Origin of the sequence: Rhizobium sp. CF122 (assembly GCF_000282035.1) — a bacterium.
GTDB lineage: Bacteria > Pseudomonadota > Alphaproteobacteria > Rhizobiales > Rhizobiaceae > Rhizobium.
This window is the reverse complement of sequence record NZ_AKKA01000082.1, coordinates 14,841-31,207: the sequence shown is the minus strand read 5'-3', so window position 1 is coordinate 31,207 and position 16,367 is coordinate 14,841. Positions and strand designations below refer to the sequence as shown.

Below are 16,367 nucleotides of genomic sequence, written 5' to 3'. Positions count from 1 at the left end.
GTATTTGAACGACAGGGTCTGATGACGTCATCGCTCCCTGTCCGAAGGAACGGGAACGAATGACCGATAGCAATGACGACAAGACACTGAACGGACCGGGCAAGAAAACTCTGACCCTGAAGCCGTCGGGAATGAGCCAGGGCACCGTGCGCCAGGACATGGGCCGCGGTCGCACCAAGGCGGTCGTTGTCGAGACCCGCAAGCGGCGTCCGATGCGTCCGGAAGACGAACGCCCGATCACGCCCGTAGGCTCCGCCCCGGCTCGCACCGAAGCTGCTCCGAGCACGCACCAGCCGCGCGCACCGCAGGCGCCGCAGCCGCGTATTCATCCGTCGGGTGGCCAGCAGTCACGTCCGCAGCAGCCGTCTTCGCAGCCGCCGCGCCAGCAGGATCGTCCGCGTCCGGTGGTATTGAATCATCTTTCGCCGGAAGAAATGGATGCACGCCGTCGCGCACTTGCCATGGCGCAGGTTCGCGATGCCGAGGATGCGGTCCGCCGCGCCGAGGAAGAAAAACGTCGCGCCGCCGAAGATGCTGCACGCCAGGCCGCGGAAGCGGAAGAGGCCAAGCGCCGCGCTGCCGAAGAGGCCCTGCGCGCTGCCGAAGCTGCTATTGCTCCTGCTCCTGCTCCGGCTGCGGTCGAAGCACGTACGGAAACGCCGCGCGTTCAGCCATCGGTCCCGGTCGCGCGCCGGCCTGATGCTGCGCCAGCCGCGGCTCCGGCAAGGCCTTCTCCGGCCGGCGCCCCTGCACCGGCCGCCGCTCGTGGTCGTCGCGAAAGCGAAGATGATGACCGCGGTGCACCACGTGGTGCACCGGCTCGTGGCCGCGTCGTTCGTCCCGAACCGGCCAAGCCCGTAACGACCCGTCCGAAGACCGACGAGGAGCGTCGTCGCGGCAAGCTGACGATCAGCACCGCGGGTGTTGACGATGACGGCAGCGCACGCGGCCGTTCGCTCTCGGCCATGCGCCGCCGCCAGGAAAAATTCCGCCGCAGCCAGATGCAGGAAACCCGCGAAAAGGTTGTTCGCGAAGTCATCCTGCCGGAGACCATCACCATTCAGGAACTGTCGCAGCGCATGTCCGAACGTGCCGTCGACGTCATCAAGTACCTGATGAAGGAAGGCCAGATGATGAAGCCGGGCGACGTCATCGACGCCGACCTTGCTGAACTCATTGCCGGCGAATTCGGCCACACCGTCAAGCGCGTCTCCGAATCCGACGTCGAACTCGGCATCTTCAATGTTGCCGACCAGGAAGGCGATCGCGTTTCGCGTCCGCCGGTCGTCACCATCATGGGCCACGTCGACCACGGCAAGACCTCGCTGCTCGACGCTATCCGTCATGCCAACGTGGTTGCCGGCGAAGCCGGTGGTATCACGCAGCATATCGGCGCCTATCAGGTCGAACAGAACGGTCAGAAGATTACCTTCATCGACACCCCCGGCCACGCCGCCTTCACGGCAATGCGTGCCCGCGGTGCGCAGGCGACCGACATTGCGATCCTGGTCGTTGCAGCTGACGACAGTGTCATGCCGCAGACGATTGAATCGATCAACCACGCCAAGGCGGCCGGTGTTCCGATCATCGTGGCGATCAACAAGGTCGACAAGCCGAGCGCCGATCCGCAGAAGGTGCGTACGCAGCTCCTACAGCACGAAGTCTTCGTGGAATCGATGGGCGGTGAAGTTCTCGATGTCGAAGTTTCGGCCAAGACGGGCTTGAACCTCGACAAGCTGCTGGAAGCCATCCTGCTGCAGTCCGAAATCCTCGATCTCAAGGCCAATCCGAACCGCACGGCGGAAGGTACGGTCATCGAAGCCCAGCTCGACCGCGGCCGCGGTTCGGTCGCCACGGTTCTTGTCCAGAACGGTACGTTGAGGCCGGGCCAGATCATCGTCGCTGGCGATGTCTGGGGCCGTGTTCGCGCGCTCGTCACCGACAAGGGCGAACACGTCAAGGAAGCCCCGCCGGCCATGCCGGTCGAGGTGCTCGGCCTTTCCGGTACGCCGCAGGCCGGTGACAAGTTCGCCGTCGTCGAAAACGAAGGCCGCGCCCGCGAGATCTCGGAATACCGCCAACGTCTCGCCCGCGACAAGGCCGCGGCCCGCCATTCGGGCCAGCGTGGCTCGCTGGAACAGATGATGACGCAGCTGCAGTCCGCCGGCGTCAAGGAGTTCCCGCTGGTCATCAAGGGCGACGTGCAGGGTTCGATCGAAGCGATCGCCGGTGCTCTCGAAAAGCTGGGCACGGACGAAGTTCGCGCCCGCATCGTTCACTCCGCCGTCGGCGGGGTCACGGAATCGGATATCTCGCTTGCCGAGGCATCAGGCGCCGCGATCATCGGCTTCAACGTCCGCGCAAACGTGCAGGCTCGCACGCTGGCAGAGCGCCAGGGCATCGAAATCCGCTACTACAACATCATCTACGACCTCGTTGATGACGTGAAGGCGGCGATGTCGGGTCTGCTTTCGCCGGAGCGCCGCGAAACCTTCCTCGGCAATGCCGAGATCCTCGAGGTGTTCAACATCACGAAGGTCGGCAAGGTCGCGGGTTGCCGCGTTACCGAAGGCAAGGTCGAGCGTGGCGTCGGCGTCCGCCTCATCCGCGACAACGTCGTCATCCACGAAGGCAAGCTCAAGACGCTCAAGCGCTTCAAGGACGAAGTCTCGGAAGTGCATTCCGGCCAGGAATGCGGTATGGCTTTCGAGAACTACGAAGACATCCGCGCCGGTGACACGATCGAGTGCTTCCGCGTCGAGCACATCACCCGTACGCTCTGATCGTGTGATATTGGAAATTTGGACGGGCGCCGGATCATGTGAGGCCGGCGCCCGAACCTTTTGAGGCAAAGAAAAATGGCAACAAGACCAACAACCTCCGCACCTTCGCAGCGCATGCTGCGCGTCGGCGAGCAGGTTCGCGCCGCTATCACGCAGGTTCTGCAGCGCGGCGAAGTGCGCGATGACGTGATCGAGAAGACCGTCATTTCAATCTCGGAAGTCCGCATGTCGCCCGACCTGAAGATCGCGACGGCCTATGTGACGCCGCTCGGCGTGACGGATCATGATGCGGTAATTGGTGCGCTGAACCGCAATGCGAAGTTCATCCGCGGCCGGCTCGGCCCGCAGCTGCGGCAGATGAAATACATGCCGGAAGTTCGCTTCCGTGACGATACGAGCTTCGACAATTATAAGAAGATCGACGAATTGTTGCGCTCGCCAGAGGTGAGCCGCGACCTCGATCACGATACTGAAGACGAATAGTAGAAGAGACTGATGTCCAAACCACGTAAACCGAAAGGCCGCCCGGTCTCGGGTTGGCTGATCCTTGATAAGCCGGTCGATTTCGGCTCAACTGAAGCCGTTTCCAAGATCAAGTGGCTGTTCAAGGCGCAGAAGTGCGGTCACGCCGGTACGCTCGATCCGCTGGCCTCGGGCATGCTGCCGATCGCCCTTGGCGATGCGACGAAGACTGTTCCCTACGTGATGGACGGTCGCAAGATCTATGAGTTCACCGTGACCTGGGGCGAGGAGCGCGCAACCGACGATCTCGAGGGCGATGTGACGGAGAGTTCCGACAAGCGCCCGAGCGAACAGCAGATCCGCGACCTCCTGCCCAAGTATACCGGCGTCATCAGCCAGGTTCCGCCGCAGTTTTCTGCCATCAAGATTGCCGGCGAGCGTGCCTACGATCTGGCGCGCGATGGTGAAGCCGTGGAGATCCCCTCGCGCGAGGTCGAGGTTTTCCGTCTGACGCTGTTGTCCTGCCAGGATGCCAATACCGCGCATTTCGAAGTCGAATGCGGCAAGGGTACCTATGTACGCGCGCTGGCGCGCGATTTTGGTCGTGAACTCGGCTGTTATGGTCATATATCAGGTCTGCGCCGCAGCTTCGTTGCGCCCTTTGCCGAAGAGACCATGGTACCGCTCGCCGATCTCGTCGCGCTTGAGGCGATCGAAGACACGGATGAGCGGCTTGCTGCCCTGGATGCTCTGCTGATCGATACCAGCGAAGCGCTTTCCTCGCTGCCGCATCTTGTTGTCAATGACGACCAAGCGCATCGGTTGAAGATGGGTAATCCGATCCTCGTGCGTGGTCGCGACGCGCCGGTTGCCGAAAGCGAAGCCTACGCCACGTCCCGTGGCAAGCTGATCGCGATCGGCGAGATCGGCCAGGGCGAGTTCCGTCCGAAGCGCGTCTTCGGCTGAGGTTTTATAAACCTCCGGTTTTGGCCCGCTGCAGGCCGACCAAACCACAGATAGCAATTGTCAACTTTCGCCATTGGGATATGTTTCCCTGATCTGGGCCAAGGGTCCTTCAGATCAGGGAGACAGTCATGCGCAGACTTGCAGCCGGCATCCTGATGTTCTTCGCAGCGGTTTTGATGGCCGCCAACGCTTACGCTGCGGAGCGCTGGGCGACGTTGCCAGCCTTTCCGGCAATGCCCACTGCAAAGACGAGTGGCATGGCCCCCGCCAACGACATCAAGATGTATTATGCCGAATACGGCGAGGGTGATCCGATCCTGTTCATTCACGGCGGGCTCGGTAGCGCCGATGTCTGGGGCTATCAGGTGGCTGAGTTTGCGAAGGATCATCGCGTGATCGTGGCCGACAGTCGCGGACACGGTCGTTCGACGCGCAACGGGCAGCCGTTCGGCTATGATCTGATGACCTCAGATTATGTCGCTTTGCTCGAATACCTGAAGCTCGACAAGGTGACACTGGTCGGATGGTCGGATGGCGGCATCATCGGGATCGATATGGCGATGAAGAATCCGGAGAAGTTGACGCGCGTGATTGCGCAGGCTGCGAACGTGACGACCGATGGCGTGAAGCCCGACGTTATGACCAATAAGACCTTCAGCGACTACATCAATACGGCCGGCGAGGCTTACAAGAAGCTCTCGCCGACGCCGAACGATTACGATGCTTTCGTCACCCAGATCTCGGCGATGTGGGCGAGCCAGCCGTCGTGGACTGCCGATGACCTCGGCAAGATCAAAGTACCCGTCACTCTGGCGATTGGGGATCATGACGAGGCTGTCAAGCTTGACCACACCGAGATGATGGCCAAACAGATTCCAGGGTCGAATCTGGTCGTCCTCAAAGACGCGAGCCACTTCGCCATGCTGCAGGATCCCGAGGGGTACAACGCAATGATACGCGAGGCGATGGCCGGCCGGTGACGAATCGGCCATCTGCGGCATGCCTCTTTCCATTGCAGCGCATTTGGTTTATACGCAGCGCCAGCAATCGGGCTCTGCCCGGATGCATTCGCGGCCGAAGCTGGACGACATCCCGGCTTTTGGCGACCTAATCTCCTCTCATAGAAAGGAACATCCGATGTCGATTACTGCTGAGCGCAAGACGGCTCTCATCAAGGAATACGCAACGTTCGAAGGCGACACCGGTTCTCCGGAAGTTCAGGTTGCCATCCTGACCGAGCGTATCAACAACCTCACGGAACACTTCAAGGGTCACAAGAAGGATAACCATTCCCGCCGTGGCCTGCTGACGATGGTTTCGAGCCGCCGCTCGCTTCTTGACTATCTCAAGAAGAAGGACGAAGGCCGCTATACCAAGCTGATCGGCAGCCTGGGTATCCGCCGCTAAGGCTTCTCGGCGGGCGCTCCTCTTTCGGACGCCCGCCGGATTTTTTCGGGGAGACTTCCCCATCCCGCCACGCGTGGCGGACTGCCCGGCAGACCCGGATGGGCCGGTTCTGCCAAACCAACCGTTGACCTGTCATGGGGCAGGATTGCCGGATGCTTTTGGCCAGAGCTTCACAAGCTTTGGCCCGGTCTCTTCGGAGATCGATGATGCAAAGCCTCCCGTTGTCTTGCCCATGATGCGTCACACCGATTGCAGTTGACCGTGCGCCGTGCCTTGGAAGGCGACGTGCATGTTCCTGCATTGAAGGACAAGACATATGTTCGATACTCATAGTGTGGAAATCGAGTGGGCAGGCCGCCCGCTGAAGCTCGAAACCGGTAAGATCGCCCGCCAGGCTGATGGCGCCGTTCTCGCGACCTACGGCGAAACCGTGGTTCTCGCCACGGTTGTCTCCGCCAAGGCGCCGAAGCCGGGCCAGGACTTCTTCCCGCTGACCGTCAACTACCAGGAAAAGACCTACGCAGCCGGCAAGATCCCCGGCGGCTATTTCAAGCGCGAAGGCCGTCCGAGCGAAAACGAAACCCTCGTTTCCCGCCTCATCGACCGCCCGATCCGCCCGCTCTTCCCGGAAGGCTACAAGAACGACACGCAGGTCGTCGTCACCGTCATCCAGCATGACCTGGAAAACAACCCGGACATCCTGTCGATGGTTGCTGCCTCGGCAGCTTTGACCCTCTCCGGAGTCCCCTTCATGGGCCCGGTCGGCGGCGCTCGCGTCGGCTACATCAACGGTGAATACGTCCTCAACCCGCATCTCGACGAGATGGACGAGTCGATCCTCGACCTCGTCGTTGCTGGCACGCACGATGCTGTTCTGATGGTTGAATCCGAAGCCAAGGAACTCAACGAAGAAATCATGCTCGGCGCCGTCATGTTCGGCCACCGCGGCTTCCAGCCGGTTCTCGACGCGATCATCAAGCTCGCCGAAGTGGCCGCCAAGGAGCCGCGCGACTTCCAGCCGGAAGACTATTCCGAACTCGAAGGCGAAATGCTGAAGCATTTCGAAGCCGAGCTTCGCACCGCCTACAAGAACACGCAGAAGGCTGAGCGCTACGCTGCCGTCGACGCCGTCAAGGCGAAGGTCAAGGCGCACTTCCTGCCGGAAGAAGGCGAAGCCAAGTACACGGCCGAAGAAGTCGGCGCGATCTTCAAGCACCTGCAGGCAAAGATCGTTCGTTGGAACATCCTCGACACCAAGAGCCGCATCGACGGTCGCGATCTCGAAACCGTTCGCCCGATCGTCTCCGAAGTCGGCCTCCTGCCGCGCACCCACGGCTCGGCGCTCTTCACGCGCGGTGAAACACAGGCGATCGTCGTTGCGACGCTTGGCACCGGCGAAGACGAGCAGTATGTCGACTCGCTCACGGGCATGTACAAGGAGCGCTTCCTGCTCCATTACAACTTCCCTCCCTACTCGGTTGGCGAAACCGGCCGCATGGGCTCCCCGGGCCGCCGCGAAATCGGCCACGGCAAGCTCGCATGGCGCGCTATCCGTCCGATGCTGCCGACTGCTGAGCAATTCCCCTACACCCTGCGTGTCGTTTCCGAGATCACCGAGTCGAACGGCTCGTCCTCGATGGCAACCGTCTGCGGCACCTCGCTTGCTCTGATGGACGCCGGCGTTCCGCTCGCTAAGCCGGTTGCCGGTATTGCCATGGGCCTGATCCTCGAAGGCGACCGCTTTGCGGTCCTCTCCGACATCCTCGGTGACGAAGACCACCTCGGCGACATGGACTTCAAGGTCGCTGGTACGGCCGACGGCATCACTTCGCTGCAGATGGACATCAAGATCGCCGGCATCACCGAAGAGATCATGAAGGTCGCTCTCGGCCAAGCTCAGGGCGGTCGCGCCCACATCCTCGGCGAAATGGCAAAGGCCATCACCGAGAGCCGCGGCCAGCTCGGCGAATTCGCTCCGCGCATCGAAGTCATGAACATCCCGGTCGACAAGATCCGTGAAGTCATCGGCTCCGGCGGCAAGGTCATCCGCGAAATCGTTGAAAAGACGGGCGCAAAGATCAACATCGAAGACGACGGCACGGTCAAGATCGCCTCTTCTTCCGGCAAGGAAATCGAAGCGGCCCGCAAGTGGATCCACTCGATCGTTGCAGAACCGGAAGTCGGCCAGATCTACGAAGGCACGGTCGTCAAGACCGCCGACTTCGGCGCGTTCGTCAACTTCTTCGGCGCCCGCGACGGCCTCGTCCACATCTCGCAGCTTGCTTCCGAGCGTGTTGCCAAGACGCAGGACGTCGTCAAGGAAGGTCAGAAGGTCTGGGTCAAGCTTCTCGGCTTCGACGAACGGGGCAAGGTCCGCCTGTCGATGAAGGTTGTCGATCAGGCGACCGGCCAGGAAATCCCTGCCGACAAGAAGAAGGAAGAAGCTGCAGCCGAGTAAGCTGCGCCTTCCCAAGACGTCATGGGCGCGGGGTAATTTCCGCGCCCTTTTTGTATTCGAGGACGAGATAGATCCATGAGCAGCGAGACGCTGAAGACACTGTTCCACCCCTTTGTAAGCGGTACCGTCGAGGCGCCTGGCGAGGGCGAGCACGTGCTTTTCCTCGGTGCCGAGGCGGGCTTCGCGCTGCCGGAGGCCTTTGCCGCCTCGCTGAGCGCGGTACAGGGCCTTCGGCCACTTTACCGGCAATTGCTCGCCCAGCGCATCGAAACCGCACCTGAGATCGAAGGCGAGGGCTACGACGCCGTTCTGGTGCTGTGCAACAAGCATAGGGGCGAGAACGAGGCGAATATCGCGGCTGCCCTTCAGCGTGTTAAGGTCGACGGCCTCATCGTGATTGCCGGCGGCAAGGAGGATGGCATCCAGTCGCTGCGCAAGCGGATGGAAAGCCTCGGCCTCGAGATCGAGCATATGCCGAAGTATCACGGCGTCGCACTGTGGTTCGCGCGGCCGGCCGATATCAGTGAGATCGTCGGCAAGTTTGCCAAACCGCCGGTTCGTGTCGACGGTCGCTTCGTGGCCGCGGCGGGCATGTTCTCGCACGACCGCATCGATGACGGATCCGAGCTGCTCGCCTCGCGCCTGCCTTCTGATTTCACCGGCGATGTCGCCGATTTCGGCGCCGGTTGGGGTTATCTCTCGGTCGAACTGGCGCAGCGCTCGCCCGGTGTCAGCCGTCTCGACCTCTACGAAGCCAATCACGCCGCTCTGGAGGCCGCCAAGGCAAATCTGGCGGAGAACTGCCCCGATGTGCCTGCACGCTTCTTCTGGCTTGATCTGGCGGGCGAACTGGTCAAGGACAAGTACGACCTCATCATCATGAACCCGCCCTTCCATGAGGGCCATGCGGCGGAGCCGTCGCTCGGTCAGGCGATGATAAAGACGGCTGCGTCTGCACTGCGCGGCGGCGGCCGCCTGCTGCTGGTTGCCAATCGGGGCTTGCCCTATGAGCCCGTGCTGGCTGCGAACTTTAAGGAAAGCGGCGAGACGTGCCGCAATGCCCGCTTCAAGGTACTTTGGGCGAAGAAGTAAGCTGTCCGCATGGGCAGCCTTGGGAGATCTGCCAGACTTGCTGCAGATGGAGAGACAACGGGAAAGAGGCATGGAGACGGAAGCCAACAAGACGCTCGTGAGGGCGTATGTTGAGGCATTCAATCGCTTCGACATGGCGGCACTGCGAGAGCTGTTTGCCGCCGATGCGCGGGTTTACGGTGTCTTGGGATATGGAGGCCTGGATGACGTCGAACCCATCTGGCGTGAGCTCCATGAGGGTATGAATACAGATCTCGAGATCCTCGATATCGCCGCCGAGGGAAGGAATGTCGTGGTCCGCTTCAGGGAAAGCGGGCGCTATTCCGGCTTCTTTCGTGGTCTCGTTGGTCATGACCCGACCGGCAAAAGCTACGAGGTCACTGCAATGGAATGGTTCGTCGTCGAAAACGGAAAGATTACGACCCGCTGGGGCGCCAGGGATACTGCGGCTATCTTGCGGCAGGTCACGCATCCCTAGAGGATGGGTTTTGAAGAAAAGCCGGGCTCGTCCTCAAGCCCGGCTTTCCGTCTTTATTCCACGTCTGCCCTGCGCAGCGCGTCGAGCGTCGGCATCGAGGTGATGTTGAACCCGGCGTCGACGAAATGGATTTCGCCGGTCACGCCAGCGGAAAGGTCGGACAGCAGGTAGAGGGCGGAATTGCCGACCTGATCAATCGTCACCGTCTTGCGCAGCGGCGAGTTGCGCAGGTTCCACGAAAGGATCGCGCGTGCATCGGAAATGCCGGCGCCGGCAAGCGTCCGGATCGGGCCGGCGGAGATCGCGTTGACACGGATGCCGCTCGGGCCGTAGTCCGCAGCCAGATAGCGCACCGACGCCTCGAGAGCGGCCTTCGCAACGCCCATGACATTGTAGTTCGGGATGACGCGCGTCGAGCCGTTGTAGGTCAGCGTCAACATAGAACCGCCTTCATTCATCAGCGGTGCGCAGCGCTTGGCGATTTCCGTGAAGGAGAAACAGGATATCACCATCGTGCGGCTGAAGTTGTCGCGTGTCGTGTCCGCGTAAAGTCCCTTCAACTCGCTTTTGTCGGAGAAACCGATGGCATGAACGATGAAATCGAGGCTGCCCCACCGCTCCTTGATAGCATCGACGGTGGCATCGACAGAGGCGATGTCCTCGACGTCGCAAGGCAGAACGAATTCGGATCCGACTTCAGCGGCCAGCGGCTTGACCCGCTTGCCGAGAGCGTCACCTTGATAGGTGAAGGCGAGTTCGGCGCCCTGCGCTGCCAGAGCCTTCGAAATTCCCCACGCGATGGAATGGTTGTTCGCGACGCCCATAATGAGGCCGCGCTTACCCTGCATAATTCCCGTCATACTATTATCCGTTGTAGCGCTGGAAGACGAGCGTGGCGTTAGTGCCGCCAAAGCCGAAAGAGTTGGAAAGGGCGATGTCGATCTTGGCATCGTCGATGCGCTTGCGAACAATCGGAACGCCGTCGAATTCCGGGTCGAGCTCGGTGATATGCGCGCTTTCGCCGATAAAGCCGGCCTGCATCATCAGCAAGGAGTAGATCGATTCCTGCACGCCCGCTGCGCCCAGCGAGTGGCCCGTCAGCGACTTGGTCGACTGGATGTGAGGAATCTTGTCGCCGAAGACTTCGCGGATCGCGCCGATCTCCTTGCTGTCACCAACAGGGGTCGAGGTGCCGTGCGTATTGATATAGTCGACATCGCCCTTAACGGTCGCGAGCGCCTGGCGCATGCAGCGGATCGCGCCTTCACCCGACGGAGCGACCATATCGTAGCCGTCGGAGGTCGCGCCGTAGCCGACGATTTCGGCGTAGATCTTCGCCCCACGCGCCTTGGCACGCTCTAGCTCTTCCAGGACGAGGACGCCCGCGCCGCCGGCAATGACGAAGCCGTCGCGGCTCACATCATAGGCGCGCGAAGCCGTATCAGGCGTGTCGTTGTACTTGGAAGACATGGCGCCCATGGCGTCGAAGAGATTCGACATCGTCCAGTCGAGGTCTTCGTGGCCGCCAGCGAACATGACGTCCTGCTTGCCCCACTGGATCATTTCCGCGGCGTTGCCGATGCAGTGCGCCGAGGTCGAGCAGGCCGACGAGATCGAGTAGTTGACGCCATGGATCTTGAACCAGGTGGCAAGCGTCGCCGATGCCGTCGAGGACATCGCCTTCGGCACGGCAAACGGACCGATGCGCTTCGGACTGTTGTTTTTGATGGTGATGTCGGCCGCTTCGATCAGCGTGCGCGTCGACGGGCCGCCGGAGCCCATGATGATGCCGGTGCGTTCGTTGTTGCTGATATCGCCTTCTTCCAGACCGGAATCCGCGATCGCCTGCTTCATGGCGACATGGTTCCAGGCGCCGCCCTGCGACAGGAATCGCATGGCGCGGCGATCGACCAGATCGGTCGGATCCAGCGTCGGGCGACCCCATACCTGGCATTTGAAGCCGTGTTCAGCAAAATCGTTGGAGAAGGAAATGCCGGACTTGGCATCGCGCAGCGAGGCAGTGACCTCGGCAGCATCATTGCCGATCGAGGAAACAACGCCCAGACCTGTGACAACTACCCGTCTCATGTGTTTCGACCTTTTCGTTTTTTCTAACTTGGAAACCGGACATGCATGCCCGGTGCAATCAGGCTTCTTTGTCCTTGGACAGGCCGACGCGCAGGTCGGTGGCCTGGTAGATGGTTTCGCCGTCGGCCTTCAGCCAGCCATCGGCGGTGCCGAGAACCAGGCGGCCGCGCATGACGCGCTTGAAATCGATGCCGTACTCAAGGAGCTTCGTTGTCGGGCGGATCATGCCCTTGAACTTCACTTCGCCTGTTGAAAGCGCCATGCCGCGCCCGGGCTCACCCAGCCAGCCCAGGAAGAAGCCGGTCAGCTGCCACATGCCGTCAAGGCCAAGGCAGCCCGGCATGATCGGGTTGCCCTGGAAGTGGCAGGGAAAATACCAGTCGTCAGGCTTCACGTCGTATTCAGCGCGAATGTAGCCCTTGTCGAAGGTGCCACCGGTTTCGGAAATGTCGGTAATGCGATGAACCATCAACATCGGGGGGAGGGGAAGCTGCGCGTTGCCCGGACCGAACAGTTCGCCGCGGCCGCAGGCCAGAATTTCCTCGTAGTTGAAGCTGGATTGTTTCGTCGCCATGAAAACTCTAATTCCCCCCGCAACTATGCCGATGGATGTGAACGTTTAGTCCAACTTCAGCAGAAAATGAAGCATAAGCATGACTGAGCTTCACCCACCTTCGGAGGACCGGCTGCGCGCCTTATTTGGTGGTCGCATACAGGAAGGCCAAGCCCCCGGCCAGCACTAATTGCGTCAAAAGCCCGATTTTACGGCGCTTTAGCACTCTTTGTCCCCATTGAAACTATTGAAACGCTTTTGCGCAAAAGTTATATGGCTAATGAAACCTGATTGCTTGACGCTAGATTAACCGGAGTTCGTTGGATGGTGGCAGAGGCCCCGCTTACCATTGAGGCACGGCTGAGGCACGCCGGCCTACGTCCGACGCGCCAGCGCGTCGCGCTCGGCGACCTGCTCTTTGCTAAGGGTGATCGGCATTTGACGGTTGAAGAACTCCATGAGGAGGCTGTGCAGGCGGGCGTGCCGGTGTCACTGGCGACCGTCTACAACACGCTGCACCAGTTCACCGAGGCCGGCATGATCCGGGTTCTTGCGGTCGAAAGCGCCAAGACCTACTTCGATACCAACGTCTCCGACCATCACCACTTCTTCATCGAAGGCGAAAACGATGTGCTCGATATTCCGGTCAGCAACCTGACCATCGGCAATCTGCCGGAGCCGCCGGAAGGCCTCGAAATCGCGCATGTCGACGTGGTGATCCGCCTGCGCCAGAAGCGGCGCTGATTCACATCACATCATCAGGGTGCCGGCCGGGCTTGGCTTTGTAGGTTGGGAAGGTCCAGCCGAAATACAGCGCGCCGCCGCGCACGGAGAAGGCTCCGATGACACCGACCGCGGAGGCTGCATAAAGCGGTAGGTCGAGCGCGTTCGCAGCTGTAAACAGGCCGCCGCCGACGAGTGCTGCCGTGATATAGATTTCCGGCCGCAACAATACTGACGGCTCATTGGCCAGAAGATCGCGCAAGATCCCGCCGAAGGTTGCCGTCAGTGTTCCGGTGACGATGCCGATCGTTGGCGAGCCGGTGGCCGCGAGGCCCTTTGCCGCACCCATCACACAATAGGCGGAGAGCCCGATGGCATCCAACCAGATCAGCAAGCGATAGCGCGACTCGACAAGGTGGGCGGTAAAGAACACCAGGATGCCGACGGCGCAGCAGACGATGACATAGGTCGGGTTCAGAACCCAGAATACCGGCACGCGGCCAAGGACAATGTCGCGCACCGTGCCGCCGCCAGTGCCGGTAACGATCGCAAAGAAGAGAAAGCCGATCAGGTCGAGCTGCTTGCGCGAAGCCGCAAGCGCGCCTGTTGCCGCAAAGAGCGCAACGCCGGCATAATCCACGTAGACGAACAGCGGCATGCAGTCCTCCAGAACCGACGTGTATCTTTGCGAAATGAATCACGGCGGCAAGGGCGGCGCAAGGCGGATCAAGCAAACTGCGCGGCCAACAGCGTCCTTATCCGACCAAAAGAGAAGCCCCTCGTGAAAACGCTCCTGATCGCTCTGAACATTGCCGCGTTGCTCGCCGCCCCGGTTGCGGCCTTCGCCCAACAGTCGCTTATCTCGGACCCGGAGATCTATGAGAAGAAGCACTTTCAGGAGCAGTGCACCAAGGCCGAGTTTTCGGATGGCTACGTCATCCGCCAGGATATCAACAACGACGGCCTGATAGACGCCGTCGTCAACGAGGGCGAGCTGACTTGCGACGGAGAGAAGGGTCCGCAGTGCAATGACGACGGCTGCACCTACAATTTCTATCTGCAGGTCGCCGAGGGCGGCTATTTCATGATCGCGACCGCCCAGATCTACGGCTATGATTTCGTGAAGCGCTTCGGCAACATGGTGCTGGCGATGAAAATGCACCCGCGCTTCTGCGATCGCCCGGATGTCGACAAGGAGAAGGAGCCCTGTATCGTCACGGCCCGTGTGCGCGGCACCAAGTTCGTGACGATCTCCAAGAAATAGCGCGTTCAGCCGGGATAGAATTCTGAGGTCCGGCCGGCAAGATAGTAGCCGACAAGCCCGAACCATTCGCGGATTGCTGTCGCCAGGTTCTGAGCGTTTCGGCTCGGCTGTGTGAAATCGAGGCTAAGGCTCTCCCGCCCGTCGGTCCGGTAGTCGGTCGGCCAGGGCACGACGTCGATACCAAGCTTTCGGAAAATGCCGACCGACCGCGGCATATGATAGCCTGAGGTGATCAGCAGGCAATTCGAAAGGCCTTGGCTCGCCAGGAGTTCCTTGGTGTTCATGGCGTTTTCGAACGTCGTCCGCGACGTCGTTTCTTCGACCAGGCGTTCCCCGCCGATACCAAACATCGGGAAGAAGCGCGCCGAAATCACCGCGTCGCCTTCATAGATTCCGGAGATCGATCCATCGCCGCCCGAAATCAAGATTCGCGCCTGCGGATATTTCTGTGCCAGACGCAGCGCCTCGACGAAGCGATCGCCACCGGCATTGAGCTCGATGCCGTGGCGGGCGGTGTTCACCTCGTTCTCGAAAGCGCCGCCGAGCACGATCATGCACTGCAGATTTGCCGGATCCTGCGGTTTAACAAACCGATCCTCCAGACCCTGCAGAAGGTAGTTGCCGGCGGTCGTGTAGAGCGTGACGAACAGGATGAGGCCCGCAATCGCGGAGGAAACGAGGCTTGTCGCGCGCCAGCGGAAAAGACCCCCTACCAGGGCAAACACGACGAAAAGAAAAGCGAGCGACAAAGGTTGCCCGAACACCCAGACGAGCTTTGAAAAGAGAAACAAGGATGCCTTCCTCTAGCGGTTTCCGCGTGCCCTCTATCTGATTCGATGGGGTTTTATTGCGACCGTGACTTCATATGCACTGGCGAACGTGGCGCGGCGTTGAACCGGCGTTGCGTGCGTTTCGGAATTAAAAGGGTGGCGAGCGCAACCAGCATCGCAAAAACGGCAATCAGCCAGAGCGCCGCTGCCCCGGCGATATGTGTCAGCAGCGCCCCAACGATAGCCCCACCCAGCATGCCGACCCAAGGTACGATCTGGATCGTCCAATCCGATCGCCTGTCGCCAACGATCCAGCGTCCGAGACCGCGTCCGAAACGCGAAAGTGCCCCTGTCACATAGGTCAGCCCGATCGGCAGCCCTTCGATCTGCTCCACGGCCGCGTTCACCATCCCCATGGAGGCAACGATGAGATAAAAGCGCGGCATCGCCAGGTTCGCGCCCGCCATGAGGGAGGCCGTTGCCAGCGCGATGCTGACGCATGAAAGCACGGCGAAGGTGCGCCGGTCCGAGAAATGTGCGATCACGATGCCAACGGCATTGCCAAGCACGAAGACCATGATCGCCGAGAGAAGAATGGCTGCATGACGCAAATCCCCATTTCCGAGCGACAGGGCAGCACGGGTCGTGTTTCCCGTCATGAACGACACGAAGTCTCCCGTCAGTGCAAGGCCGGTCGCATCGGTCATACCGGCCAGAAAGGAGATCGCGCCGGCAAGAGTCAGGCCCGTTGCCGTTCTGCGTGTATGGATAAGCCGCCGTCGTCTTTCTCGTGTCATTGAACCAAGGCTCCAGTCCGCCGGAAGTCGGCATGGAAACCATAGCCGCCGTTGCTAAAAATTTGGCAAAGCATCGGCGTGCGAAGCGCCGCGGCAAGCTGTTTCTTCAGTTGATCGTGACTCTGCCCGAATTCGGCGCACTTAACATGTAGTGCTGCTCTATTGGGTCACGGTGGCTCGTCGGCCAAGCCAAACCCGTGAGGGCTGGGAGGTAGGTGTCCAGAAGGAACTTGTCTTCGGTCTCCTTGCGATTCAGCATGCCTACCAATTCGCCGCCTTCCTCAGCGGTCACCATATCCATGACAAACCCGTCGAGCACGGCCTTCTGGCCGGTGACGTCGTCAAACACTGTCCAATAGATGTTGAGGTTCTTGTGCAGGCTGTATCTCTGGGCTTCCATGGGAAAATCCTCCGGCTTTCCAATATCGCCAGGCTTCCGCGCAGAATTGGCTGGTGGCGCAGAACCTTTGAACACCCGGTAAGAAGACCATGATTGCTCCGCGAAATGAATCGCACGCGCGTATAG

Annotated in this window: 17 protein-coding genes; 10 read left to right on the top strand and 7 right to left on the bottom strand. The window is 60.6% G+C overall.

Features of this window, described 5'->3' with window-relative positions; all coding sequences use genetic code 11:
- The first annotated feature begins 59 nt into the window (after nt 1-59).
- From infB to PMI09_RS20555, 8 genes are all read left to right on the top strand, one after another.
- Nucleotides 60-2,783: a translation initiation factor IF-2 gene (infB, locus tag PMI09_RS20590; RefSeq protein WP_007798985.1), complete on the top strand. Its 2,724-nt coding sequence runs from the start codon at nt 60-62 to the stop codon at nt 2,781-2,783.
- A 75-nt stretch (nt 2,784-2,858) separates the two neighbouring features.
- Nucleotides 2,859-3,266: a 30S ribosome-binding factor RbfA gene (gene rbfA, locus PMI09_RS20585; protein WP_007798984.1), complete on the top strand. Its 408-nt coding sequence runs from the start codon at nt 2,859-2,861 to the stop codon at nt 3,264-3,266.
- Nucleotides 3,267-3,278: 12 nt separating this feature from the next.
- Nucleotides 3,279-4,211 (top strand): tRNA pseudouridine(55) synthase TruB, encoded by a 933-nt coding sequence (truB, locus tag PMI09_RS20580; protein WP_007798982.1) that lies wholly within the window; start codon nt 3,279-3,281, stop codon nt 4,209-4,211.
- A 128-nt stretch (nt 4,212-4,339) separates the two neighbouring features.
- Entirely contained in the window at nt 4,340-5,191 is an 852-nt protein-coding gene (locus tag PMI09_RS20575) for an alpha/beta fold hydrolase (protein WP_007798979.1), read from the top strand.
- A 157-nt stretch (nt 5,192-5,348) separates the two neighbouring features.
- Entirely contained in the window at nt 5,349-5,618 is a 270-nt protein-coding gene (gene rpsO, locus PMI09_RS20570; RefSeq protein ID WP_007528962.1) for a 30S ribosomal protein S15, read from the top strand.
- Nucleotides 5,619-5,934: 316 nt separating this feature from the next.
- Nucleotides 5,935-8,076, top strand: a complete 2,142-nt coding sequence (gene pnp, locus PMI09_RS20565) for a polyribonucleotide nucleotidyltransferase (RefSeq protein WP_007798977.1) — start codon at nt 5,935-5,937, stop codon at nt 8,074-8,076.
- Nucleotides 8,077-8,151: 75 nt separating this feature from the next.
- A complete protein-coding gene (locus PMI09_RS20560; protein WP_007798974.1) occupies nt 8,152-9,168 on the top strand; it encodes a class I SAM-dependent methyltransferase in 1,017 nt (338 codons plus the stop codon).
- Between the two features lie 70 nt (nt 9,169-9,238).
- Entirely contained in the window at nt 9,239-9,646 is a 408-nt protein-coding gene (locus PMI09_RS20555) for an ester cyclase (protein ID WP_007798973.1), read from the top strand.
- A 53-nt stretch (nt 9,647-9,699) separates the two neighbouring features.
- On the opposite strand, the gene fabI is transcribed toward PMI09_RS20555, so the two are convergent.
- The 3 genes from fabI to fabA are packed head-to-tail and all read right to left on the bottom strand — an operon-like array spanning nt 9,700 to nt 12,308.
- Nucleotides 9,700-10,506, bottom strand: coding sequence for an enoyl-ACP reductase FabI (gene fabI / locus PMI09_RS20550; protein WP_007798971.1), 807 nt, complete (start codon nt 10,504-10,506; stop codon nt 9,700-9,702).
- A 4-nt stretch (nt 10,507-10,510) separates the two neighbouring features.
- Entirely contained in the window at nt 10,511-11,734 is a 1,224-nt protein-coding gene (gene fabB / locus PMI09_RS20545) for a beta-ketoacyl-ACP synthase I (protein ID WP_007798970.1), read from the bottom strand.
- 58 nt (nt 11,735-11,792) lie between these two features.
- Nucleotides 11,793-12,308 carry a 3-hydroxyacyl-[acyl-carrier-protein] dehydratase FabA gene (gene fabA / locus PMI09_RS20540; protein WP_007798967.1) on the bottom strand — a complete coding sequence of 172 codons (516 nt, stop codon included), beginning with the start codon at nt 12,306-12,308 and terminating at the stop codon, nt 11,793-11,795.
- A gap of 303 nt (nt 12,309-12,611) precedes the next feature.
- Here fabA and irrA point away from each other — a divergent pair, with 303 nt between their 5' ends.
- Entirely contained in the window at nt 12,612-13,031 is a 420-nt protein-coding gene (irrA, locus tag PMI09_RS20535) for an iron response transcriptional regulator IrrA (RefSeq protein ID WP_007798965.1), read from the top strand.
- 1 nt (nt 13,032) lies between these two features.
- Here irrA and PMI09_RS20530 read toward each other — a convergent pair whose 3' ends face one another.
- A complete protein-coding gene (locus PMI09_RS20530; protein WP_007798963.1) occupies nt 13,033-13,668 on the bottom strand; it encodes a trimeric intracellular cation channel family protein in 636 nt (211 codons plus the stop codon).
- 123 nt (nt 13,669-13,791) lie between these two features.
- On the opposite strand from PMI09_RS20530, the gene PMI09_RS20525 reads away from it, so the two are divergent.
- Nucleotides 13,792-14,274, top strand: a complete 483-nt coding sequence (locus PMI09_RS20525) for a hypothetical protein (protein ID WP_007798961.1) — start codon at nt 13,792-13,794, stop codon at nt 14,272-14,274.
- A 5-nt stretch (nt 14,275-14,279) separates the two neighbouring features.
- On the opposite strand, the gene PMI09_RS20520 is transcribed toward PMI09_RS20525, so the two are convergent.
- The 3 genes from PMI09_RS20520 to PMI09_RS20510 form a co-directional block, all read right to left on the bottom strand.
- On the bottom strand, nt 14,280-15,065 hold the full coding sequence (locus tag PMI09_RS20520) for a YdcF family protein (protein WP_007798957.1): 786 nt from the start codon (nt 15,063-15,065) through the stop codon (nt 14,280-14,282).
- Between the two features lie 53 nt (nt 15,066-15,118).
- Nucleotides 15,119-15,841, bottom strand: a complete 723-nt coding sequence (locus tag PMI09_RS20515; RefSeq protein WP_007798955.1) for a YoaK family protein — start codon at nt 15,839-15,841, stop codon at nt 15,119-15,121.
- Between the two features lie 106 nt (nt 15,842-15,947).
- Nucleotides 15,948-16,241: a hypothetical protein gene (locus tag PMI09_RS20510; protein ID WP_007798952.1), complete on the bottom strand. Its 294-nt coding sequence runs from the start codon at nt 16,239-16,241 to the stop codon at nt 15,948-15,950.
- Nucleotides 16,242-16,367 lie beyond the last annotated feature (126 nt).